The 23,287-nt window shown below is 70.4% G+C and carries 23 protein-coding genes; 4 read left to right on the top strand and 19 right to left on the bottom strand.

Going from position 1 to position 23,287, the window contains the following annotated elements; genetic code table 11:
* The 12 genes from ACL00U_RS08435 to ACL00U_RS08380 form a co-directional block, all read right to left on the bottom strand.
* Positions 1-924: a hypothetical protein gene (locus tag ACL00U_RS08435; RefSeq protein ID WP_412874059.1), complete on the bottom strand. Its 924-nt coding sequence runs from the start codon at positions 922-924 to the stop codon at positions 1-3.
* Positions 899-2,953, bottom strand: coding sequence for a flagellar biosynthesis protein FlhA (locus ACL00U_RS08430; RefSeq protein WP_412874058.1), 2,055 nt, complete (start codon positions 2,951-2,953; stop codon positions 899-901). The genes ACL00U_RS08435 and ACL00U_RS08430 overlap by 26 nt, the downstream gene beginning before the upstream one ends.
* Positions 2,950-4,143, bottom strand: a complete 1,194-nt coding sequence (locus tag ACL00U_RS08425; protein ID WP_412874057.1) for a flagellar biosynthesis protein FlhB — start codon at positions 4,141-4,143, stop codon at positions 2,950-2,952. The genes ACL00U_RS08430 and ACL00U_RS08425 overlap by 4 nt, the downstream gene beginning before the upstream one ends.
* A 4-nt stretch (positions 4,144-4,147) precedes the next feature.
* Positions 4,148-4,906 carry a flagellar biosynthetic protein FliR gene (locus tag ACL00U_RS08420; RefSeq protein WP_259495826.1) on the bottom strand — a complete coding sequence of 253 codons (759 nt, stop codon included), beginning with the start codon at positions 4,904-4,906 and terminating at the stop codon, positions 4,148-4,150.
* Positions 4,906-5,181, bottom strand: a complete 276-nt coding sequence (locus ACL00U_RS08415) for a flagellar biosynthetic protein FliQ (RefSeq protein WP_214518958.1) — start codon at positions 5,179-5,181, stop codon at positions 4,906-4,908. Before ACL00U_RS08415 ends, ACL00U_RS08420 begins: the two co-directional genes overlap by 1 nt.
* A 9-nt stretch (positions 5,182-5,190) precedes the next feature.
* On the bottom strand, positions 5,191-6,027 hold the full coding sequence (gene fliP / locus ACL00U_RS08410) for a flagellar type III secretion system pore protein FliP (RefSeq protein ID WP_017887434.1): 837 nt from the start codon (positions 6,025-6,027) through the stop codon (positions 5,191-5,193).
* On the bottom strand, positions 6,024-6,644 hold the full coding sequence (locus ACL00U_RS08405) for a FliO/MopB family protein (protein ID WP_071250800.1): 621 nt from the start codon (positions 6,642-6,644) through the stop codon (positions 6,024-6,026). The genes fliP and ACL00U_RS08405 overlap by 4 nt, the downstream gene beginning before the upstream one ends.
* 7 nt (positions 6,645-6,651) lie before the next feature.
* Entirely contained in the window at positions 6,652-7,356 is a 705-nt protein-coding gene (gene fliN / locus ACL00U_RS08400) for a flagellar motor switch protein FliN (protein WP_017887436.1), read from the bottom strand.
* Positions 7,356-8,234, bottom strand: a complete 879-nt coding sequence (locus tag ACL00U_RS08395) for a flagellar motor switch protein FliM (RefSeq protein WP_017887437.1) — start codon at positions 8,232-8,234, stop codon at positions 7,356-7,358. The genes fliN and ACL00U_RS08395 overlap by 1 nt, the downstream gene beginning before the upstream one ends.
* A gap of 129 nt (positions 8,235-8,363) precedes the next feature.
* Entirely contained in the window at positions 8,364-9,293 is a 930-nt protein-coding gene (locus ACL00U_RS08390; RefSeq protein WP_017887438.1) for an OmpA/MotB family protein, read from the bottom strand.
* Positions 9,294-9,295: 2 nt separating this feature from the next.
* Complete coding sequence (locus ACL00U_RS08385) at positions 9,296-10,129, bottom strand: motility protein A (RefSeq protein ID WP_042537107.1); 834 nt, start codon at positions 10,127-10,129, stop codon at positions 9,296-9,298.
* Position 10,130: 1 nt separating this feature from the next.
* Positions 10,131-10,433, bottom strand: coding sequence for a flagellar FlbD family protein (locus ACL00U_RS08380; protein WP_056068540.1), 303 nt, complete (start codon positions 10,431-10,433; stop codon positions 10,131-10,133).
* 128 nt (positions 10,434-10,561) lie between these two features.
* On the opposite strand from ACL00U_RS08380, the gene ACL00U_RS08375 reads away from it, so the two are divergent.
* Together ACL00U_RS08375 and ACL00U_RS08370 are read left to right on the top strand one after the other, a co-directional pair.
* Positions 10,562-11,641 carry a hypothetical protein gene (locus tag ACL00U_RS08375; RefSeq protein WP_284761350.1) on the top strand — a complete coding sequence of 360 codons (1,080 nt, stop codon included), beginning with the start codon at positions 10,562-10,564 and terminating at the stop codon, positions 11,639-11,641.
* A 560-nt stretch (positions 11,642-12,201) separates the two neighbouring features.
* A complete protein-coding gene (locus ACL00U_RS08370) occupies positions 12,202-12,399 on the top strand; it encodes a hypothetical protein (RefSeq protein ID WP_139179668.1) in 198 nt (65 codons plus the stop codon).
* A gap of 13 nt (positions 12,400-12,412) precedes the next feature.
* Here ACL00U_RS08370 and ACL00U_RS08365 read toward each other — a convergent pair whose 3' ends face one another.
* From ACL00U_RS08365 to ACL00U_RS08335, 7 genes are all read right to left on the bottom strand, one after another.
* Entirely contained in the window at positions 12,413-13,255 is an 843-nt protein-coding gene (locus tag ACL00U_RS08365; protein ID WP_412874056.1) for an alpha/beta hydrolase fold domain-containing protein, read from the bottom strand.
* A 202-nt stretch (positions 13,256-13,457) separates the two neighbouring features.
* Positions 13,458-15,062: a glycoside hydrolase family 32 protein gene (locus ACL00U_RS08360; protein WP_412874055.1), complete on the bottom strand. Its 1,605-nt coding sequence runs from the start codon at positions 15,060-15,062 to the stop codon at positions 13,458-13,460.
* Positions 15,052-16,011: a carbohydrate kinase family protein gene (locus ACL00U_RS08355; RefSeq protein ID WP_042537100.1), complete on the bottom strand. Its 960-nt coding sequence runs from the start codon at positions 16,009-16,011 to the stop codon at positions 15,052-15,054. Before ACL00U_RS08355 ends, ACL00U_RS08360 begins: the two co-directional genes overlap by 11 nt.
* Positions 16,008-17,345, bottom strand: coding sequence for a glycoside hydrolase family 32 protein (locus ACL00U_RS08350; protein WP_412874054.1), 1,338 nt, complete (start codon positions 17,343-17,345; stop codon positions 16,008-16,010). Before ACL00U_RS08350 ends, ACL00U_RS08355 begins: the two co-directional genes overlap by 4 nt.
* Positions 17,342-18,250, bottom strand: coding sequence for a carbohydrate ABC transporter permease (locus ACL00U_RS08345; protein WP_214562094.1), 909 nt, complete (start codon positions 18,248-18,250; stop codon positions 17,342-17,344). Before ACL00U_RS08345 ends, ACL00U_RS08350 begins: the two co-directional genes overlap by 4 nt.
* The gene (locus tag ACL00U_RS08340; RefSeq protein WP_259476330.1) at positions 18,247-19,194 is read right to left on the bottom strand and encodes a carbohydrate ABC transporter permease; all 948 of its coding nucleotides are present in this window, start codon (positions 19,192-19,194) and stop codon (positions 18,247-18,249) included. The genes ACL00U_RS08345 and ACL00U_RS08340 overlap by 4 nt, the downstream gene beginning before the upstream one ends.
* A complete protein-coding gene (locus ACL00U_RS08335) occupies positions 19,194-20,597 on the bottom strand; it encodes an ABC transporter substrate-binding protein (protein WP_412874053.1) in 1,404 nt (467 codons plus the stop codon). Before ACL00U_RS08335 ends, ACL00U_RS08340 begins: the two co-directional genes overlap by 1 nt.
* A gap of 137 nt (positions 20,598-20,734) precedes the next feature.
* Here ACL00U_RS08335 and ACL00U_RS08330 point away from each other — a divergent pair, with 137 nt between their 5' ends.
* Both ACL00U_RS08330 and ACL00U_RS08325 read left to right on the top strand, forming a co-directional pair.
* Entirely contained in the window at positions 20,735-21,778 is a 1,044-nt protein-coding gene (locus ACL00U_RS08330; protein ID WP_412874052.1) for a LacI family DNA-binding transcriptional regulator, read from the top strand.
* Positions 21,779-23,251 carry a GH32 C-terminal domain-containing protein gene (locus tag ACL00U_RS08325; RefSeq protein WP_262159853.1) on the top strand — a complete coding sequence of 491 codons (1,473 nt, stop codon included), beginning with the start codon at positions 21,779-21,781 and terminating at the stop codon, positions 23,249-23,251.
* Positions 23,252-23,287 lie beyond the last annotated feature (36 nt).

Raw genomic sequence — 23,287 nt, 5'->3', positions numbered from 1 at the left:
TCAGCCTAGCGACACGACGGGGAGCCCCAGCAGGTCCGCCGACTCGGGCGTGGCGGTCTCCCCCGCACCGATCGCGACCACCCCGACCACGGGCAGCCGCGACGCCACCGCGGACACCATCGCGGCCGAGTCCTCGGGCTTGCGCCCGACGTCGACCACGACCCACACCTGGTCGGCCTGCAGCCCGTCGCTCGTCGCGAGGTCGTCCCACGCGGCGACCGCGAGCACGGCGTGCCCGTCACGGACGCCGTCCGCCCGGGCCAAGATGGCTGCCCGGCGTTCGGCGGCGTCCGTCGGCCGGAGCGCGTGCCGCACCGCGAAGAGTCCGGCGGCCGCGTCGACGTCGTTCGGCCGCCCGACCAGGAGCACCAGGTCGCCGTCCGCGGACCGCACCGCCGGTGCGGTGGGCCGGGCCACCGGTGCCGGCGAGGGCGTGTCGAGGACGCGGGACGGGCCTCCCGACCGGGTCTCGGTGACCGCGTCGACGGCGGCCTGGAGGCGCGGGTCGACCCCCGCGGGCACGTCCGGCTCGGACGGGGCGCGCGTCGGGCGCGGGGCGCTCGTCGTGATGCCGTCCGCCTGGAACCCGTCGAGCACCGACGCGAACGCGTCGGCCCGCGTCGCCCTGGTGCCGTCGGTGCCGGCGATGCGTGCCTCGGCCGCCTCGGCGTCGGCGAGCAGCGCGGCGATGCCGACGCGCTGCTCGGGCGAGTCGGCGATGACCACCCGGGCGGTGGGCTGGTCCCCCGGTTCCGGCACCTCGACGGTGGCCTCGACGTGCGCCTTGCGGAACAGCCCGCCGAAGCCCGGCGTGGTCACGCGTTCGGCCGCGACGATCCGTGCACCCGCGCCGAACTCGGTCCGGACCGCGTCGCGGAGGGACTCGAGCGTGGCGCCGCTACGCTGCAATCGGGTCGGCGGCACGGACCACTCCCACGGTCTCGATGGTGGAGCCCGCGGCGGTGGCCTCCTGGTACGACAGCACCGGGAGCCCGTTCGACTGGGCGGCGACCATGCGGTGCACGGCCGGGCGGAGCTGCGGGGCGCAGACCAGGACGGCGGAGAGCCCCTGGTCCTCCACCGAGCGCACGGCGTCGCGGACGGAGCCCAGGACCTGCTCGATGCGGTGGGCGTCGAGGACGATCTGGCTGCCCTGCTCGGACGGCCGGAGCCCCTCGAGCATCGACTGCTCGAGCATCGGGTCGATCATGATGACGCGCAGCGTGCCGGCGTCGGTGTGGCGGGCGGCGAGGGCCGGTCCGAGGGCCGCGCGGGCGGACTCGACGAGCCCCTCGGGGTCGGTCGACACCTTGGCGCGGAGCGTGAGGGCTTCGCAGATCCGGCCGAGGTCGTTGATCGGCACGCGCTCGGCGAGCAGGCCCTGCAGCACCCGCTGCAGTTCGGCCATCGAGAGCATGCCGGGGACGAGTTCCTCGACGGCGGCGGGGTTGACCTGCTTGACGCCCTCGGTGAGGACCTTGACGTCCTCGCGGGTGAGCAGGCGTGCGGCGTTGTCGCCGATGACGGCCTGCAGGTAGGTGACGAGCACGGAGACACGGTCGATCACGGTCGCGCCGGTCATCTCGGCGGCGTGCCGGAGTTCGGCGGGCACCCACTTGCCGGTCAGGCCGAACACCGGCTCGACGGTCGAGGTGCCGGGCAGGCCGTCCAGGTGGTCGCCGAGCGCCAGGACGCTGCGGGCGGGGGCGGTGCCCCGACCGGCCTCGACACCGGCGATGCGGATGGCGTAGGTCGACGGCGGCAGGTCGATCGAGTCGCGGGTCCGGACCGGCGGGACGACGATGCCCATGTCGATCGCGATCTTGCGGCGGAGTGCCCGCACGCGGCCGAGCAGGTCGTCGGACGCGCCGGACACCATGTCGACCAGGTCGGGGGCGAGCAGGATCTCGAGGGCGTGGACGCGCATCTGCTCGAGCAGGTCCTCGGGGGTGTCACCGGTCGGTGCCGCCGCCTCGAGCGCCTGCTGCTGGGCGGCGTCGGCCTCGGCGCGGGCGGCGTTCCGGCCGATGCGCCAGCCCGTGAACAGCAGGGTGGCGCCGACGAGCAGGAAGGGCAGGATCGGCATGCCGGGGATGAAGCCCATCGCGATCGCGGCGACGCCGGCGATCATCAGGGCGTTCCGCGACTGCGACAGCTGGGTCGCGGCCGAGGACCCCATCTCGGACTCCGCGCCGGAACGGGTGACGATCATGCCCGTCGAGACCGCCATGAGCAGCGCCGGGATCTGTGTGACCAGGCCGTCGCCGATCGTCAGGATGCCGTACTTCGACAGGGCGTCGGTGGCGGACAGTCCGTTCTGCAGCATGCCGATGGCGATGCCGCCGATCAGGTTGATGATGATGATGAGGATGCCGGCGATCGCGTCGCCCTTGACGAACTTCGACGCACCGTCCATCGCGCCGTAGAAGTCGGCCTCGGCGGAGACGGCGGCGCGGCGCTCCTTGGCTTCCTGGTCGGTGATCAGCCCGGCGTTGAGGTCGGCGTCGATCGCCATCTGCTTGCCCGGCATCGCGTCGAGGGTGAACCGTGCCCCGACCTCGGCGACGCGCTCGGCGCCCTTCGTCACGACGACGAACTGGATGACGATGAGGATCAGGAAGATGACCGCGCCGATGATGATCGACCCGGAGACGGCGACGTGGCCGAACGCCTGGATGACGTCGCCGGCGAAGCCCTCGCCGAGCACCAGCCGGGTCGACGCGACGTTGAGGCCGAGTCGGAACAGCGTCGCGACGAGCAGCAGCGACGGGAACACCGAGAAGTCGAGCGGCTTCTTCACGAACAGCGTCGTGAGCAGGATCACCAGCGCCAGCAGGATGTTGATGATGATCAGGAAGTCGAGCAGGAACGACGGCACCGGCAGGATCAGCAGCAGGATGATGCCGACGATGAACACCGGGACGACGAGCTTCGGCAGGTCCTTGCGGTTCATGCGGGGAGTCCTTCGGTCTGGTTCTCTGCGATGCGCGGTGGGCGGAGCTTGCGGGGGCGGAGGTCACCGGTCAGGGTGGCCGGGTCGATGACGCTCGCGACCTCGTCCGGGGTGGTCGGCCGCGGCGGTGCGTGCGTGCCGGCGGCGGTGCCGCGGGCCTTGAGCGCCATCACGAAGGACAGGACGCGGGCCACCGGGGTGTACAGGTTGACGGGGATCTCGTGTCCGAGCTCGCAGGCGGCGTGCAGCGCTCGGGTGAGCGGGACGTCGCGGACGATCGGCACCCGCTCTTCCTCGGCACGCGCACGGATGACGTCGGCGACCGGGCCGGCGCCCTTCGCGACCACCCGGGGCGCGGACTTGCCCGGCTCGTACTTGATCGCGACGGCGTAGTGGGTCGGGTTCGTCATCACGACGTCCGCGGTGCCGATGGCCTGGATCATCCGGTTGCGGCTCATCGCGAGCTGGCGGGAGCGGCGCTGCGACTTCACCAGGGGGTCGCCGTCGCTCCGCTTGTTCTCGTCCTTGACCTCGCGCTTGGTCATCATCGTGCGCTTCCGGTTGCGGCGGATGACGACGAACACGTCGAGTGCCGCGAGGACGAGCCCGGCGACGATCGCAGCGCGCAGCAGCGTGCCCGAACCGGCTGCGGCGGCCTCGAGCACGGCCGACAGCGGCAGCGAGCCGCTCGACATCAGGACCGGCATGAGTCCCTGCACCGCGAACCAGAGGACGAGCCCGACGACGGCGGTCTTCAGCAGCGCCTTCGCGCCGTTCCAGAGCGCCTGGGTACCGAACACGCGCTTCAGTCCGGCCACGGGATCGAAGTGGTCGGGCTGCGGTGTCATCTTCCGGAAGTGCACCCCGCCCTGCGTGACGGCGGCGGCCAGCACGGCGACCGCGACCACGGCGAGCATCGGGCCGAGGGTCGCACCCATCGAACCGAGGGCGTCCGCGAGCAGGGCCCGCACGGCGCCGAGCTCCGGGTCCTCGATGACCCGCTGCACGGCGAGCAGCTGGTCCTGCCCGGCGGCGGCGGCGTTGCCGATCGCGGCGGGGATCATGAGCGCCGCGACGGCGATGCCGATCCACGCGCCGAGGTCCTGCGAACGGCCGACCTGGCCCTTCTCGTGGACCTCGCGCATCCGCTGTTGGGTCGCCTGTTCGGAGCGTTCTCCGCTGTCGGACACGTCGTCACCCCCGTCCGGTGATCGCCTCGACGGCGTCGCCGGTCAGCGACGACACCACCGACGGCAGGGCCATGAAGAGCGCGCCGGCGAACAGGACGGTCAGACCGATCTTGATCGGGAACCCCATCTGGAACGCGTTGAGGGCCGGTGCGACGCGGGTGAGCAGCCCGAGGCCGACGTCCGCCAGGAACAGCACGACGACGAGCGGCCCGGCGATCTGCAGGGTGGCGAGGAACATCTGGGACATCGCCGCGACGAGCATCGAGGCGAGCCCGTCGACCGCGAACGTGCCGGTGAGCGGCACGGCGTCGAACGACCGCACCAGCCCACCGACGATGAGCTGGTAGCCGCCCGAGGTGAAGAGCAGTGCGAGTGCGGTCATCTGGAACAGGCGGGTGAACTGGGCGCCGTTGACCTGCGACTGCGGGTCGAACGCCTGCGCGAGCGTGAACCCGCCGAACAGGTCGATGAGCGCACCCGCCGACTGCACGGCGGCGAACACCAGGAACACCAGGAACCCGAGGGACAGCCCGACCACGAGCTGGGTGAGCAGGGCGAGCAGGAACGGCCCCGCGTCGAGCGCTTCGTAGCCGACGGCGACGCGCGGCGCGACGCCGATGGCGAGCCCCAGGCCGAGGATCACCTTCACGGTGCCCGGGAACGCCCGGTACGAGAACGGCGGCGCGATAACGAAGAACGCGACGAGCCGGACGCCGGCGAGCATGGTCGCCTCCAGACGGTCGGCGTCGATGGCGAGCTCCATCAACCGGCCCCGAGCAGCTTCGGGATCATGTCGAAGGCGACGTGCGTGAAGGCGATCATCTCCGAGATCATCCAGTTGCCGCAGACCACCATGGCGATCGCGACGGCGACGGCCTTCGGCACGAACGACAGGGTGACCTCCTGGATCTGCGTCACCGACTGGAACAGCGAGATCGCGAAGCCGACGACGAGCGAGGTCACCAGGACCGGGGCGGCGAGCTTGCCGGACACCAGGAGCGCCTGGAGCACGAGGTCGATGACGGCCTGCTGGTTCATGCGTGCCCCCTAGACAACGTGGTAGCTCTCGATGAGCGACGTGATGATGAGGCCCCAACCGTCGACCAGCACGAAGAGCAGGATCTTGAACGGCAGCGAGATCATGACCGGCGGGAGCATCATCATGCCCATCGACATCAGGGCCGCGGAGACGACGAGGTCGATCACCAGGAACGGGATGAAGATGACGAACCCGATGATGAACGCGCTGCGCAGCTCCGAGATGATGAACGCCGGGATCACCGTCGTCATCGGCACGTCCGCCATCGACTTCGGGTTGTCGAGCCCGGCGGCGCGGGTGATCAGGGCGACGTCCTCGTCGCGGGTCTGGTGGAGCATGAAGGTCCGCAGCGGCTTCGTGCCGATCTCGACGGCCTGGTTGAAGTCGAGGTGGCCGGCCAGGTAGGGCTGCAGGGCGTCGTCGTTGATGTGCCCGAGCACCGGTGCCATCACGAACAACGACAGGAACAGTGCCAGTCCGGCGATGACCTGGTTCGGCGGGATCGACTGCAGCCCGAGCGCGTTCCGGGTCATCGCGAGCACGACGAAGATCTTGGTGAACGACGTCATCATGAGCATCAGCGCGGGCGCGACGCTCAGCAGCGTGATGCCGATGAGGGTCACCACGGCGGACGACGGCGTGCCGTCCGGGCCGTTCACGCTGACGCTGAAGTCACCGGTCGCGGGGGCTGTCGGGGTCGCCGGGGCGGTGGGTTCGACGACGCCGGCGGCGTGCGCACCGGTGGTCGTGAGCATCAAGAACCCGGCGACGACCGCCAGGCCGAGCAGGACGAGGGCGACGAGTCGACCCGACCGTGCCAGCCGGTGCTGCCCTGCCGCCGTCACCCGGCCCGCCGGTTCCGCAGCGCGGCCGCGGCCTGGCGCCAGGTGTCGACCGACAGGATCGAGCCCTGCAGCTGCTGCGCGCTCGGCACGGCACGCTGCGGACGACGGTTGCGCGGGCGCATCGGCAACGGCGCGACGGCGCCGGCCACCGCGGGCGCGTCGGTCGCGTCGACAGCGGCTGCCGGGAGGCCGGCCCCACCAGCCGGTTCCGGATCGACGCGCCCGCGGCGCTCCGGCCGTGCCTGGAGGGACGTGGTGGCGTCCGACTGCAGCGCGAGTTCCTGACCGAACACGTCGGCCGACGGTGCGGGGCGCACCGGCAGCGCGACCGGTCCGGTCACGATCGTGAGTTCCGGCGCGGGCGCCTGCCCGCTGGTGAGCAGGGCGACCCCGTGCTCGGAGACGCCGAGCACGAGCCGCTCCCCTTCGACGTCGACCACGACGACGCTCGCCTTGCCGCCGATGCCCTGCCGACCGACGACCTCGACGGTCGCGGCGCGACGGCCCGACGGCTTGCCCGAGAAGCGCTTGCGGCTCGCGCGGTGCAGCACCCACATCAGGGCGAGCACGACGCCGAGCGAGAGCGCGACGCGGAGGGTGACGACGAGGGTGTCCACGTGCGGGTCAGACCGTTTCGGCGACGTCGAGGATGCGGGTGATCCGGACCGCGTAGTCCTGGTCGACGACGACGACCTCGCCGTGCGCGATGAGGCGGCCGTTCAGCAGGACGTCGGCGGGGGCACCGGCACTGCGGTCGAGCTCGACGACGGCGCCGGGCTCCATGCCGAGCACGTCACGGACCGACATCCGGGTGCGGCCGATCTCGACCGTCAGGGTCATCTCGACGTTGTTGATCCGGCCGAGGTTGCCCGCGGGCAGGTTCGCCACGACGGGCGCCGACACCGTGCCGTTCTCGCGGATCCGGATGCCGAACCACCCGGCGGGCAGCCCACCGGCGGTCAGTTCGAACACGACCGTGTCCGGGTCGGCCAGCAGCGACGCCGCCGACTCGCGGCCCGCCTCGCCGAGCACCCCGACGCCGAGGACCCCGGCCGCGGCCTCGAGCGACGGACGCAACACGTCCGTGACGGCCACGATCCCGTGGTCGGTGCCGCCTGCGGCCGTGATCGCCTCGAGGTCGGTGAGCACGAGTGCCAGATCGGCCGACAGGCCGCCGACGAACGACGCGACCACGGCGTCGGTCGCCGCGTCGAGCACGACCGGTGTCGCGCCTCCAGGCAGGAGCACCGCGGTCAAGGGGGCGGCCGTCGGGAGCTGCGCCGCGAGCGACTCGGCCGCTGCGGTGTGGAGGGTGGTCGTTTCGGTCATCAGTGCTGCTCCGTGCTCGTGGTGGTGACGACGATGCCGGCGAGGCGCGAGCCGTTCGCGCCGACCGCGGCGGTGCCGACGGGTTCGCCGTCGACCGCGATGGTGAGGGGCCGGTGCTGCGGGTGCGGCAGCGGCAGGACGTCGCCGACGGCGAGCCGCAAGACCTGCGTCGGCAGGACCGCGGCCGGGGCGAAGCGCAGGCTGACGCCGACCGGCACGCTCTCGAGCTGCGCGTCGAGCAGGGCGCGGGCGTCGGCGGGCGACACGTGCGCGGCGGCCTCGCCGAGCTGCGGCAGGACGGCCTCGGCCGGCAGGGCCAGCGTGCCCGGAGCGATGCGGTCGCCGACCCGGATCGAGAACGAGGCGACGATCATCAGGTCGCCCTTCTGAGCGGCCTGGGCGAACTGGCTGTTGAACTGGAACCCGCCGACCGTGACGTCCTGCGCGAGCAGCCCGCCGAACGAGTACCGCAGGTCGTCGAGGGCGTCCTCGACGATCTTGCGCACCAGGGCCTGCTCGATGGGCGTGAAGGTGCGGTCCGGGGTCGGCAGCGGCTTCGAGGCGCCCAGCGCGTGCGACACCCACGTCAGGGCGGCGTCGAGCGGGAGCTGCAGCACGCCCTTCGAGGTGAGCTCGGTGATCGGCAGCAGCACCATGCCGGTGAGCGCGGGCAGCGACGCGGCGTACTCGTCGTACGTCGTCATCTGCACCTGCTCGCAGGTGACCTGGCTGACCGCACGGACCTTCGCCGTCAGCTGCGTGCCCCACTGGCGCGCGAAGGTCTCGAAAGCGAGCTCAAGCACCCGGGCGTGCTCACGGGCCAGCGTCGACGGGCGCGCGAAGTCGTACACCTCGGGCGCTGGCAGGGTCTCGGTCACGGCTGCGTCTATCGGTCACCTGTGGGGCACCCGTCAGTGCTGTACCCCGTAGTGGGGCGGTGGGGGCAGCGCTGGTGCGCTCCGCGCGGTGTGTGTCTCAGCCCTGCTGCGCTCCGTGCGGTGTGTGTCTCAGCCCTGCTGCGCTCCGTCCTGCGCCTTCGCCAGCGCCGGCATCAGGGCGCTGACGTCCTGGTCGGCGTTCGACAGGACCACGATGTCGACCCGCCGGTTCAGGGCGAGGTCCTGGTCGGTGCCGCCCTTCGCCAGCGGCCGGCTCGACCCGAACCCGACGCTCTGCACGTGGTCGCCGGGCATCCCGCCCCGCTCGACCAGGTCGCGCAGGACCCCGGTCGCCCGTGCCGCGCTGAGCTCCCAGTTCGTCGCGTACGGGGCGGTCGAGTTCCGCTGGTCGGCGTGCCCCTCGACGCTGACGTCGTGGTGGCTCGTCCGCAGGACCGGGGCGATCGCGTCCATGATCCGGCGCGCCTGGTCGGACAGGTCGGCGCTGTTCGTCCCGAAGTAGGTCTCGCTGCCGACCAGCCGGACGATCAGACCGCGGGCATCGACGGTGAACTGCACGTTGGCGGTCTGGCCGGCCTCGGTCAGGTTCTCCTGGATCGCGCTCTTGATCGCCGTCAGGTCGTCGAGCTCACGCTTCGCCTCGGTGAGGTCCCGCTTCGACGCGGTCGTCGGCACCACGGTCGACGCGGGATCGACGTTCGTGTCCTTCGTGCCCGACGAGGCGGTGGAGTGGTCGGCCTGCGACTTGTCGGTCGAGTAGCCGGAGCCGTCCTCGACCTGGTCCTTCGTCACGACGGTGCCGCTCGCGGTGTCGATCTTCTGCGAGTCGACCTCGCCGAAGCCGGTCGCGAGCGACTGCTTCAGCTGGATGTACTTCTGCTGGTCGACGGTGGACATCGCGAACAGCACGAGGAACATGCACATCAGCACCGTGATCATGTCCATGTACGACGCCATCCAGCGCTCGTCGGGGTGCTCAGCCTCGTCGTGGGACTTCTTCGCGCGACCTCGGCCGCGGCCACGGGGGTTGGCGCTCACCGTCAGGCCGCCAGCTGCTGGTCGTCGGCCGCGTCGGCCTTGCCACCGGCCTTGGCGCCCTTGCCGCCCTTGCCGCCGGTGTCGGCGCGGGCGCCGGGCGGCACCATGGCCTTCAGGCGCTCACCGAGCAGACGAGGCTGGCTGCCCGCCTGCACCGCGAGCAGCCCCTCCATCAGGAGCGTCTGGCGGTCCGACTCGAGCTGGGCGAGCTTGCGGAGCTTGCCGCCGATCGGCAACCACATGAAGTTCGCGGTGAGCAGGCCCCACAGGGTGGCGACGAACGCGCTGGCGATCAGGGGTCCGAGCTCGTCGGGCTTGCCGAGGTTCGCGAGCACGTGGGTCAGCGAGACGACGGTGCCGATGATGCCGACGGTCGGGGCGAAGCCGCCCAGGCCCATGAAGAACGCGCTCGCGCTCCGGGTCGGGGCCGCGTTCGACTCGATCTCGTCCTCGAGCAGGATCCGCAACTCGTCGCCGTCGGTGCCGTCCGCGATGTTCTGCAGCGCCTTCTTCATGAACGGGTCGTCGTGCTTGTCGGCCTCCTGCTCGAGGGCGAGCAGGCCGTTCGCACGCGCCGTCTCAGCGAGCCCCACGACGTCGTCGATGACCGACGCCGGCGGGGTGACCTTGCCGGTGAACGCCTTCGGCACGGCCTTGAAGCTGGCGATCGCGTCCTTCAGGGTGGTGCTGGCGATGCCGCAGCCGATGGTGGCACCGAACACGAGCAGCATCGGAGCGGGCAGGAAGAGCCCACCGAGCTCGACGTGCTCCATCTGGACCATGCCGAACAGGGCGCCGAAGGCGAGCAGGATCCCGACGATCGTTGCGATGTCCACGTCAGCGACCCCCGTCCAGCGCGCGACCGTGCTGCGTGGAGCGGAGGGCGGCGACCGGGGCGAGCGTCGGCTGCGAACCGGTGTTCGTGCTCGCGCGCGGGGCCTGGTCGGTGCCGTAGGCCATGCCCACGATGCGTGCGCGGTACGCGGCGATCAGGTCGATGACGTCGGCCATCGACTCCCGCACGATGTACTTCGCACCGTCGACCATGATCAGCGTCGTGTCCGGCGTCTCCTGGATGCGCTCCACGAGATCGGGGTTCACAGCGAATCCGCTGCCGTTCAGTCGTGTGACGACGATCATGGCCCGTCCTGGTTCTCGATCGTCCCGCCGCCGTCCGTGGGGCGGGATGCGGGCCCGTCCGTGGGCCTGCACCCAGGGCTATCGGCGGATGCGGCGCGTGCGTTAGTGGCCGTCAGTAGCCTGGTTCCGTGATCGATGCCTCGGACCTGCTCGCGCACCCGCGTGGCCGGCGTTTCTGCCTCGAGCTCGTCAGCGGTGTCCAGGACTCCGACGACCCGGCCGCCGTGCAGCTCGGCCACCTGCTCTTCTGGGCGGACTACCACCTCGGCGTCGAACGCGGCGACGACCGAACGCTCTTCGGCATCGGTGCCGCGATCGAACCCGAGCCGGCTCCGGACCTGGCAGCGGTGGCGAGCGCACTCGCGGCGGTGCCCCTGCCGTCCGTGGGCGAGGACGACGTCGTGGTCGCGCTCGAGTCGACTGCGGACAGCGCGCTGTGGTGGCAGCAACCCGATGCGCTGGACGCGCTCCTCGCTCGGACGGAACTGCAGGCCGCGCTCCGGCGGCTCGCTCGGTGGGCGGTCGACAGCCCGGTCGTGCGCCGGCTCTTCGACCCGCAGGGCGGAGCATGGACCGTCGAGTTCGACCAGGACGAGCAGCCCCGACGCCCGGGAGCGGCAGAGGCGCTCGCCGACTGGTCCCGGGAGCTGCGCCGCGAGGACGCCGAGGGGAACCCGGGGGTGACCAGCGGGGTGTGGTGGACGACTCCGCCGTGGCCGCTCGCGCAGCACACGCGAGCGCCGTTCCCGTCCGCCGGGCCGCTGGCGCTCTGGGCAGTCGAGGACTCCTTCGGGCAGGAACGCGCCGTCGTCTCGGCCGTGCCCGCAGATGTCGCCGCGCGGGTGTGCACCGTCGACGGGCCCGACGACTGGGCTGCGCTGTGCCGCCGCTGGCCGCTCGACGTGACACGGACCACCCGGCGGAACGACTGGGCCCTGGCGACCGGACGGCAGGGCGACTGGGTGCTGCCGGACTGGTCCGCGGTGGCCACCGAGTTCGACGTCGTGCACCTGACCGTCGCTGGTTGGTTCCGCACGTCCGGGCTCGCGGTGCGGGTCGACGACGACCGGGCGAGTGTCGTCGCCGGGTGGACGCCGGACTCCGCGTACCGGCTCACCGACCGGGGCGCCGGGGACGACGCCGTCACGGGCGATCCGGAGACCTGGTCGCGTCCCGGCAACGCCGGGGTCTGGCGCCGTCTCAGCTGATCCCCAGCAAACCGCTGCATCCGATCGAGGTGCTCCACCGGTAGTGGGGGTGCGACGTCGAGGACGACGCCGGTGGCAACTCCACCGCGGTCGCACGACTGCCGTCCTCCGACGACCTCAACCATCGTGAGATCGCCGAACGGCTCGAGAGCCACATCCACCGAAGCCTCGCTCGGCTCCGAACACGTCTCGAGGTGATCGAATGAAGCACGTCGACGACGAGACGCTGGCGATGCTCGCGGTCTCCGATCAGGTGGCCTCGGACGGGGTCGCCGAGCACCTGGCGTCCTGCGACCGGTGCCGCGACGAGGTGGCCGCGCTGCAGCGGGTCGCCGCGGTGACCCGGGCGTCCGAGGGCGTCGGGCTGATCGCGCCCCCGGAGCACGTGTGGGAGTGGATCGCGGCCGAGATCGCACGGACGCCGCAACAGGCAGCGCGGGCCACCGAACCCGGACCCGGAGCAGGGCGAGCGCCGGGGGCACACGAGCGGCGCGCCAGGGTCCCAGGCGCAGCGCCGTGCGGTGCCTCGCCGTCCGCGTCGTCGCCGTCCGCTCGCGGTCGTGCTCGCTGGCGTCGGCGTGCTCGCCGTGGTCCTCGGCGTCGGTGTGGCGACCGGTGTCGTGCCCGGACTCCCCCGCGGTGACGCCGAGACCGTCGCCGCGCCGCCCCGCTCGTCCGGGACGACCGGCCGCGCCGAACTCGAATGCGCGCTCCGGCGACTCGATCGTCCGTGGCACCCTCAGCGATCCCTGACCTGACCGGACCGTGCGGTCACTCGGACGTGCCGTGTCGCTCGACGCGCGCGAGCAGGTGCCCGTGGAGGAAGTCGTAGGTCCTGGTGAGGGCATCGGTCCGCGTGCTCATCTCGGCGAAGTCGTGGTGGCCACCGTCGACGAGCATGAACTCGTGGGGAACACCCTGTTCTGCGAGCGTCGCGGCGAGGGACACGCTCTGCTCGACGGGCACGACCCGGTCGTCGGTCCCGTGGAGGAGGAACGTCGGCGCAGACTCGGCCGTGATGTGGTCTGCGGGTCGGAACCACCGACTGCCGTCCGCACCGGGTGCCCCGAACGCGGTGTACAGGGGCGACCCGGGGGCACGGAGCTCCGGTGAGCGGAGCGGATCGTGCATGCCGTACCAGCTGGCGACCGCGCACACCCGCTCCGGTTCCGAGGGAGCGGAGGCGCCGACGATCGTCGCGATGGTCGCGCCGGCGGAGTTGCCCCAGAGCGCGACCGCACCCGGATCCAGGTTGAACGCGTCCGCGTGTGCGCGGAGGAAACGGAGCGCTTCCCGCACGTCGTCGACCGGGGCAGGGAACCGCGCCTCGTTGCTGGTCCGGTACTCGACACTGGCGACGGCGACCCCGCGCTCGGCCAGGGCCACCAGCGCGGGGACGTACCGGGCTCGGTGGACGTTCCGGAACCCGCCGCCCTTGATGAACACGACCAGGGGCGTCGGTGTCGCGGTCACGGGCTTCAGGAGGTCGAAGTGCAGCTGTCGTCCGCCCGCGAACAGGGCTCCGTCGCGGAACTGCGAGTACACGAGGTCCGTGTACTGCTCCACGAAGCAGTGCGTGGGACTGCCGAGCGCGACGGTGGAGGAGTGTGTCATGCGGTCCGTTCGGGTCGAGTCGGAGAACCGCGGCGACCGCTGGTTGCTCGGTCGTCCGGTCCGGGTGCCAGGACACACCATCTCCCTCGGACGAACCTCCGACCGCCGTCCGACCACCGTCCGACCACCCTCTGTTCGCCCTCTGTTCGCCCGCGGTCCGCACCGACGCCCCGGCACCGTCGCAGCTCCCGGACCTGCGTCTCTACTCGCCCCCGTACTCGCGGATGGTGATGCCGGAGAAGGTCGCGGTGCCGCCGTCGGAGAACAACGAGATGCCCGTGTCGCCCGTGTCGAAGTTCACCTGGTTCGAGAGGACCGTCTCGCCGTCGTCGACGAACACCTCCACGCTCTGCGTGTCCACGAGGATCCGCAGGTGCGAGGACCGTGTCGCAGGATCGACGGGAGCCGCGGCGCGGGTGTACGGCGAGAGCGCGAACCCGGCACGATCGGAGCGCGCGCGGTCGACGTAGAGGTCGCCACCGGCCTTGCCGATGTTCGTGGACCGAGTGGCGTCAGCGGAGCGTCCGACCGACACCCCGACGTTCGTGGCGTCGGACCACGTCACGTCGAGTTCGATCTCGTAGGCCCGCCCGTCGTAGGGCAGGACCGTGGATCCGTTGACCGACTGGTCAGCGATCGGGACGGTCCGGGTCGCCGCGCTCCGGAGCGCTGCGACGGGCTCGCTGATGAGCGCGTAGCCGCCAGCGGACCGACGGCGCAGCGTGATCTCGCGGACGATCGAGTTCTGACCGTTGTACCCGTCCGAGGCGTCGGTCGGGACCTGCCGGTCGGCGTACTTCCAGTTGTTCATCCACCCGATGCCGTAGCGCTTCGTGTCCGGCGCTTCGACCGCAGGCCACGTGACGGCCGCGTACCAGTCCCAGCCCCAGTCGAGCCACTGCGGTGTGAGGTCGTCAGCGGTGAAGAAGGTGCCGTCCCACGAGCCGGTCCAGTAGGCGTAGGTGCAGGGCAGACCCACGTTGTAGGCGTCCATGCTGCCGGCCAGGACCCAGTGCGTCGTCCCGTCGTCGGCGGTGATCTGGAACAGGTCGGGGCACTCGATGCCTCCGAGGTCGTGGTCGGGGTAGTCGAAGTTCCGTTGGAGGGTCCAGTCGACGAGGTTCTTCGACGTGTAGAACGCGGCGTACCGCTGCCGCCCGATGACGCAGACCCATTCGCTGCGGGCGGCGTCCCAGGCGACCTTCGGGTCACGGAACCACTCGGCGTTCGAGACCTCTGCGTCGGTGGTCGCTGCGCGGCCGTCGGTGTTGACGATGACGGGATCCGGTCGGGCGGTGAAGGAGAAGCCGCCGTCGGTGGAGAAGAACAGGTACTGCTCCTGGTACTTCCGCACGCCCCCTGTCGGGCGGGTCGCGAGGGCGATGACGGCACCGGCACCGTAGCCGGCGGTGTCGTCGGTGTCGATCAGGGTGCAACCCGTCCACGTGGGCAGGTTGGTCTGCAGCGGGATGACCGTTCCCTCGAAGGTGAAGTCGACACCGTCGGTGGTGGAGACGTGGTCCCAGCCGCCGTCGCCGTTGTCCACGTCGGAGTGCAGGTAGTACAGCTGGTACGCGCCCCTGGTGAACACCGGACGCTGCGGATCGGACAGCCATCCGGCAGGCGGTGTCATGTGGTACCTGGCACGGAGCGAGGTGCCGGTCACTGCGGATGCTGCGGACGGAGCCCCGGGTCGGGACAACGATGCGGCGCGTGCTGCTTCGCCTGGCGCGGTCGCGGCGAACAGTGCGAGCGCACTGATGCCTGCACCCTGGAGGAGTGCGCGTCGTCGGAATTCAGAGGTCATGGTCCACTCCGGTTCGAGGTCGGGATTGCGTCGGATCGTGCGCTTCGGGAGTCGCTCCCCGCACGGGGATCAGGTCGGTGGCACTCGGCAGATCGGCTCCCCGCCGGGCGACGGTGATCGCCGCGGCACGGGTGCAGACACGTCCGAGTTCCGTGAGGGTCGGTTCGCCGAGCGAGTCGAGAACGGTGGCGTGGTCCCGCAGCTGCCAGACGAGCGTTGCCATGTAGGTGTCGCCCGCTCCGACGGTGTCGACGACGTCGACGCGTTCACCGGGGACCCGTACCCGCTCGGTCGCGGTCGCCAGGAGCGAGCCGGTGGCGCCCGTGGTGAGGACCGCGAGCTGGGCGCCGCAGCCGAGCACGCGATCGAGGACGGCGTCCTCGGACAGCCCCGGGTAGAGCCACGCACCGTCTTCGTCGGAGAGCTTCACGACGTTCGCCGTCGCTGCACGGTGCTCGAAGGTGAGTCGCTCGTCGGCAGCCGCGCCGAGGAGTGCGGGACGGATGTTCGGGTCGAACGAGACGACTCCCCCGGCCGCCGCGGTGCGTCGCGCGAGTTCCGACACCTTGCTCGCCCCGGGTTCGAGGAAGACGCCGATCGATCCGACGTGCAGCCAGCTCGGCGTGCGTGGCAGCTCCGGCAGGTCCCACTCGACGTCGAACTCGTACGTCGGCTGGCCGTCCGCGTCGAGCCGGACAGAGGCGGAGGACGTCCGGCTGGCTCGGAACGTCCCGTCGACGAGTCGGACGCCGGAGGCCCGGAGGTGATCGGCGATGCGGTGTCCTCGGACGTCGTCCCCGAGCCACGTCGCGAACTCGACCGGTGCACCGAGCCTCCCCAACCCGAGTGCCACGTTCGCCGGGCTCCCACCGGGTACCTCACGCTGTGATCCGTCGTGCACGACGTCGACCAACGACTCGCCGGCAACGGTGATCAGGGGCCGGGTCATCTCGGACCCGCCACCGTCACAGCGCTCCGCAGGTCCCAGACCGACGCCTCGGGAGGAGCTTCCACAGTCCAGGGTGGTGCCTGCTCGGGGTAGACGCGCGTCGTGACGGATCGGCCGACGCTGGTGAAGACCTCGACGACGGACCCGTCCACGAACACCCGCACCGCCGGCAGCTCGCTCCGCGGTCCGAACGGCGCCCGGACCACGGCAGGGCTCGTGTCCGCGCGAGTGTCCCCGCTGGCACGACTCCGATCGACGGTGAGGGTGTCGGCCTCCAGGTCGACACGGACGTCGAGGTACTCGGCCTCCGAGAACCGGAGACGGACGACGCCGGTGACCGGGGTCGGGAGCACGATCTCCACCTGCGCGCCGATCGTCGCCCCGTGGCCCGGACGCGACGTGCCTGCTCGCAGTGACTCCACCGCGGGGTGCGGTGCACTCGCGAGTCGTCCGTCGGTGAGCCACACCCTCCTGGGCAGGGAGACGGCACCGGACCAGCCCGCCTGCGCGGTCGCCTCCAGAGGACGACCTTCCGTGACCCACCCGAAGAGCACCGCACCCCACGACCCGGTCCGCATCACGGACGGCGCGTAGAAGTGCTGCCCGTGGTCGACCCGGTCGGGGTGCAGCGTGCCGGTCAACGGGACCGCGATGACCTCGCCCGGTCCGTCCTCGTGTGACCAGGACGCCATGAGGGCGACGTCGGTGCCGTCGACCGTGAGGATCTGCGGGCACTCCCAGCCTGCGCCGGTGTCGATGCCCTCGACCGTGGCACGGGTCATCGCGACCAGGTCGCCGGCGGACGCCCAGGTGACGCCGTCGGCGGATCGGTAGTGACGGACCGCCGCGGTCTGGTTCGCAGCCGCTGCTCCGACAACCATCGACCAGCCGTCCTCGTCCTGCCAGACGAACGGGTCGCGGAACATCGTGATCCCCTCGTCGGCCGCCGGGTCTGCCACGACCTGGACGGGTGGACCGAAGCTGGTGCCGCCGTCGGAGGACTCGGCGAGGAGCACCGACTGGAACGGGCTGTGGTCGACCTTGCCGGAGTAGTACGCGCGGACGACGTCGTCGTGGAGCACCGTGTTGCCCGACCACGCGCCCCCGGAGTCCGCGCCCCCGGGGACGGGGACGATCGCGGGCCGGTGCAGGCTCCAGTGCACCAGGTCCTCGCTGGTGGCGTGTCCCCACTCGACCGGGATCTCGAGGTCGACGAGCGGCCTCGACTGGAAGTACAGGTGCGCCCGTCCGCCGATGTCGATCGGTCCGTTCGGGTCGTTGAGGTAGCCACGGGGCAGCCGGACGTGGAACTGCGGGAGGTGGTGGTCGGTCATCGGGAGGACCCAGCCGTGACGCCCTCGATGAAGTACCGCTGGGCGAAGACGAAGAGCAGGACACTCGGGATCATCGTCAGCACCACGCCCGCGAGGACGACCGAGATGGACCCGGTCCCGAGGTTGCCCTGCAGACCGACCAACCCCAGCGGCAGGGTGAACGTGTCCTGCTGGTTGAGGAAGATCAACGGCCGGTAGTACTCGGCCCAGAAGCCGGAGAAGTTCAGGATCGCGAGCGTCGCGATCGCGGGGCTGGCCATCCTGGAGTAGACGTGCCAGAACACGCCGAACTGGCTGGCACCGTCGATGCGCGCTGCTTCGCCGAGCTCCTTGGGCATCTGCATGAAGTACTGCCGCATCAGGAACGTGCCGAACGCGCTCCCGAGGGCGGGGACGATCAGGGACGCGATCGACCCCGTCAGCCCGATGTCCTTGAGGATGACGAAGACCGGGATGATGATCGTCTGGATCGGGACCATCATCGTGGCGAGGAAGATCCCGAAGACGGTGTTCTTCCCCGGGAAGCTGATCATGGCGAACGCGTAGCCGGACAGGGTGCAGGTGACGGTCTGGCCGACGACGATCAGCAGTGTGACGACGACGCTGTTGAGGAAGAACTGGCCGATCGGGATCTGGTCGAAGACGGCCGCGTAGTTGCTGAAGTCCCAGGACAGCGGGAGCCACTGCGGCGGGTTGTCGAAGGACTCAGCCGGCGTTCGGAGGGACGTCGTGAGCGTCCACAGCAGCGGCCCGAGGGCGAACACGGCAGCGACGATCAGGATGACCAGGCCGACGATGCTCCCGACGGTGGTGACCGGACGTCGCCGGCGCACGATGTGGTCGATGCTCGGTTGCGCCACGGTTTCCGGGCTGTGCAGTGGATCGAACGTCTGTGTGGTCGTCATTGGTAGAACACCAGCTTTCGTGCGGCGATGAACTGGACGGCGGTGATGATGCCGATGATGACCAGCAGCAGGATCGCGATGGCGGAGGCGAATCCGAACTGCAGGTTCTGGAACCCGGCCTGGTACATCGAGATGGTGGCCGTCGTCGTCGCTGTACCGGGCCCGCCCTTGGTCATGATGAACGGTTGGTCGAACAGCTGCATGGCGTTGATCATCGCGATGACGGTCGCGAACAGGATCGTCGGGCTGATCAGGGGGATCTTGATCTGGAAGAGTGTCCGCCACGGGCCGGCGCCGTCGATCGAGGCGGCTTCCTGGACGTCCACCGGGACCGCCAGCAGCGCGGCGACGAACAACACGAACGTGAAGCCGACCTGTTGCCAGACCACGACCATCACGATCGTGACCTTGGCCCAGAACGGGTCGTTCAGCCAGTGCGCCCCGGGGAGGCCGATCTCGTTGAGGTAGTAGTTGATGAGGCCGAACTTCGTGTCGAAGATGTAGCCCATGAAGATCGACACGGCTGCTGTGGACGCCAGCAGCGGCAGGTAGAACGCGGTGCGGAAGAACACGCGGGTGGTGTTGCGCTTCCGGTTGTTCGCCAGCACCGCCAGCAGCAAGCCGAGCGAGATCTGCAGGACGACGATGGCGAGAGCGAGTCCGATGGTGACCCCGAAGGACGCCAGGACCGGCCCGTCGGTGAACAGTCGGACGTAGTTGTCCAGGCCGACCCACTCGGGACTGCTGATCACGTCCCACGAGGTGAACGACAGGCCGAGTGAGGCGAGGATCGGGACGAGGGTGAACACGGCGACGAACACCACCGCGAGCCCGATCATGAGGAAGCCGAACGTGGACTCACGCCGACGGACACGTTTCGCCGCCGGCCGGCGGGCTGCGACCTCGGCCGCGCGCTGGGTGCGTCGTTCTGTCGTCGCGGTCATCACGATGCCTGCGCTGCGGCCTGCTCGATGTCAGCCTGTAGACCGTCGAGCGCCTTCTTCGCGTTCCCCGACGAGATGGCCTGCGTGGTCCGCTGGTTGAGGGCCGTCGCGAGGGCGTTGTAGTACGGCGGTGCGGAGATGGGCACCGAGTTGTCGAGCTGGTCGTAGAACACCGACCAGTGCTCCGGCCCCGTCGTGGAGTACCGCTCCGCGGTCATCAGCGACTTCTGCGCGGGTGTGGTCACGTTGCCCGGCCACAGCGCGTCGAAGCTCTCCGGCTGCACCATGAGCTTGATGACCTCGAACGCGAGGTCCTTCTGCTTCGACGAGTTGAAGATGCCGTACCCGCCGGCGCCGAAGAGCGACTTGTTGCTCTTCCAGGTCGGGAACTCGACGACGTCGAAGCTGCCGTTCCGCATCCCTGCGTTGTGGAGACCGCCGGCCCAGAAGCCGCCGCCGATCGTCATGCCGATCCGGCCGGAGGACATCAGGCCCTGGAGGGTGGCACCACCGCCGACGTCCGGCGAAGGGGACGCGCCGGACTTCTGCAGCTCGATGACGTACTCGAGTGCTTCGACCGCTGCGTCGGAGTTGGCGGTCGGGTCACCCCACTTCCAGCCGCCCTTGCGACCGGTGACGCCGAGCGGGTTGTCGGCGAACGCCTTGCTCTTCCACAACCAGTCGCCACCGGAGTACTTGCCCTCCTGCAGCAGGTTGCCGTCGTTGGCGTACAGGAACGAGGTCCAGCTGCCCCAGAGGCGCACGACCCAGTCGAACGCGTACGTGCCGGAACCGATCTTCGCGAGCCGTTCGGCGGAGGAGTGGAAGTCGTCCATCGACCAGTCGGCCGCGGGGCGCGCGAGGCCGGCCTTGTCGAAGAGTTCGGTCGAGTAGAACATGCTGCCCGCGTTGAAACTGTCGGGCAGCGTGTAGAGGTGGCCCTGGTACATCGTCGACTCGATCAGCGCCGGATGGGCACCGCTGAAGTACGCGTGCAGATCCGACAGGTTCTTCGTGACGAGCTCGTCGAGCGGGGCGAGCAGGTTCTTCGACGCCAGGAGCTGCTGGCCTTCGGTCGCCACGCTGACGATGTCCGGGACGTCGCCCGACGCGACCTGCGTCAGCACCTTGGCGAGGAAGTCGTTCCAGTCCGTGCCGTTGATCGCCGTGACCTCGAGACTCGCCTTCTTGTCCAGTTGCTTGATCTTCGGCTCGATCGCCTTCTGCAGCGCGGTAGCGGCGCTCTGCTCCCCGAAGTAGAGCATCTTCACCGTCCCCGTGTCGCTGCCTCCGCCAGCCGTCGAGCACGCCGCCAACGACCCGATGCCGGCCAGCGCGAGCCCGGCCCCACCGAACTTGAACAGCGTGCGCCGGTTGATGGGAGTGCTGAATCCATTCGTCACGGTCGCTCCTCTCTGAGCGATGATGACCCCGCTCCACGCCGGGCCAATACGTATTTGTGAGGCGAGCGTACACAGCGGGCACCGGGGAGGCAATACGTATTTGCTTCTGGCATGATGAGCGGGACGAAGGAGATCCGATGGCGAGCCGAGAACGCACAGCGCAGTCGCACCGCGTCACGATGAAGGACGTCGCACGCCGTGCAGGGGTGTCGCAGCCGACCGTGTCGTTCGTGCTCAACGACCGTCGGGACGTCTCGATCGCTGACGAGACCCGTGCCCGTGTGCTCCAGGCCGCGAAGGAACTGGACTTCCAACCGAACCGGGCTGCGCAGTCGTTGCGCTCGAACCGCTCGTACACGGTCGGCGTCATCGCCGACCGGCTCGTGTCCCAGCCGTACGCCGGGCACATCGTGCTCGGTGTGCAGCAGGCGGTGCAGGAGGCCGGGTACGTCTGCTTCGTGGTCGAGACCGCCCAGACCACCGACGGCGGCAAGGCAGCGGTCGAGAACCTCGTCCGGCAGGGTGTCGCCGGCCTCGTCTACGCGGCGCCCGGACCGGAGTACGTCACCCCGGTCGCAGGTCTCGACCGTGTGCCCACCGTGTTCGTCAACTGCTTCCCGCCCGGCGACACCGACGCCGTGACCGTCCTGGCCGACGAGTTCCAAGGCGGCCGTGACGTCGCCGCCGCGGTCTTCGCCGCCGGCCACACCAGGGTCGCGTTCCTCGGAGGCCCCGAGGACGACTACGCCTGCCAGGAGCGCAAGCGTGGCCTCGAGCGCGCCGCCGCGGATGCAGGGATCGCTCCGAACTCCATCCGCGTCGAGTTCGGGACCTTCCAGGTGGGTTCGGGCTACGACCTCGCGATGGAGGTCCTGACGACCGAGCGGCCGACCGGGATCATCTGCGGGAACGACCGCATGGCGGTTGGCGCACTGATGGCGGCGCAGTCGCTCGGCATGCGCTGTCCCGAGGACGTCAGCATCGTGGGGTTCGACGACCAGCCGGACCTCGCCGATCAGATGCACCCACCGTTGACCACCGTCGCGCTCCCCCACCAGCAGATGGGTTTCGACGCCGGAACCCTGCTGCTGGCGGAGACGGAGCAGCCCGGTCGGCACCTCGTGCCGTGCGGGTACGTCCCCCGGAGCTCACTCGCAGCTCCCCGACCCGAAGGAACCTGATTGGCCGCCACACCCAGCACCCACTTCCGGCCCCCGAACGGCTTCGTCGGGGACGTGATCCCGTTCGAGCACGACGGCACGGCGTGGTTGTTCTACCTGCTCGACGAGCGTCCGGGTGTCCCCCCGCTCGAGCGAGCGACCGGGATGCCGTGGGGAGCCGTGACCACGACCGACTTCGTCGGGTTCGAGAGCAAGGGCGTGGTCCTGCCTTCGGGCGGCGCCGATGCCAGCGACTTCGACTGCTACACCGGAAGCGTCGTGCAGGACGACGCCGGCACCCTGCACCTGTTCTACACCGGGCACAACCCGCGGATCACGACCGAGGTCGACGGCGTCACCAAGGATGCCCAGGTCGTCTGCCACGCGACGTCCTCGGGTGATCTCACGGACTGGACGAAGCACCCCGGATGGGATCTCCCCGCACTCGCCGGGTACTCGCCCGAGGACTGGCGCGACCCCTTCGTGTTCCGTCCGTCTGCCGAGGGGCCGTGGCAGATGCTCCTGGCAGCGCGTCGACGCGACGAACCGTACCGACGATCCGGTCTGGTCGCGCGACTCGAGTCCGACGACCTCGTGACCTGGCGCGACGCGTCACCGCTCTGGGAACCCCACCGCTTCATCACCCAGGAGTGCCCCGACGTCTTCCAGTGGGGCGGATGGTGGTACCTCGTGTACTCGGAGTTCTCGGACGCGTTCTGCACGCGCTACCGCATCGCGACGTCCCCGGACGGGCCGTGGCTCGCTCCGGCGGACGACACCGTCGACGGGCGCGCGTTCTACGCCTCGAAGACGCTGGCGCTCGACGGCGAGCGGTACTTCGTCGGTTGGATCGCGTCGAAGGAGGGCGACCGCGACGACGGGGCCTGGCAGTGGGCCGGCGCCATGGCCACCCTCCAGGCACACCAGCGGGTGGACGGGTCGTTGCGCTTCGACCTGCCCGAAGCCGTGAAGGCCGCCTACTCCGACGAGGACGACGTGACCTCGGCCTTCCGACCGCGCAACGGCGCAGATCCGACGGTCGGTGCCGGCGCCGCCACGCGGTACGCGTCGTGGGTCGGTCCGGAACTCCCCACGGAGGCGCTGGTCAGCATGGACATCGACCTCGCGGCGGACACGAAGTCGCTCGGACTGCTCCTGCGCACCAGCGACGACACCGAGGACGGCTACGCGCTGCGTCTCGAACCCGATCGGAACCGGCTCGTCCTGGACCGGTGGCCGCGCGGCAGCACCGGCACCGAGCAGTGGCAGATCCTCGGTGACGTGCCGCACGCCGTGGAACTGGAACGTGCCGTGCAGCTCGCCCCGGGCAGGCACCGGGTCGACGTCCACCTCGACGGCGACGTCTGCGTGGCCGTGGTGGACGGCAGCGTCGCTCTGAGCACGCGGCTCTACGACCGGGCCGCCGGTCGGGTGGGGCTGTTCGTGCAGGACGGCGCCTTCGCCCTCGAGCGGTTGACGATCCGGACGCGCTGACCCCGGCACGAGCACCGGAGCGCGCACCGGCACCGG

The sequence above is a fragment of the Curtobacterium poinsettiae genome (assembly GCF_047226435.1).
Lineage (GTDB): Bacteria > Actinomycetota > Actinomycetes > Actinomycetales > Microbacteriaceae > Curtobacterium > Curtobacterium poinsettiae.
This window is presented reverse-complemented; position numbering and strand designations above follow the sequence as displayed.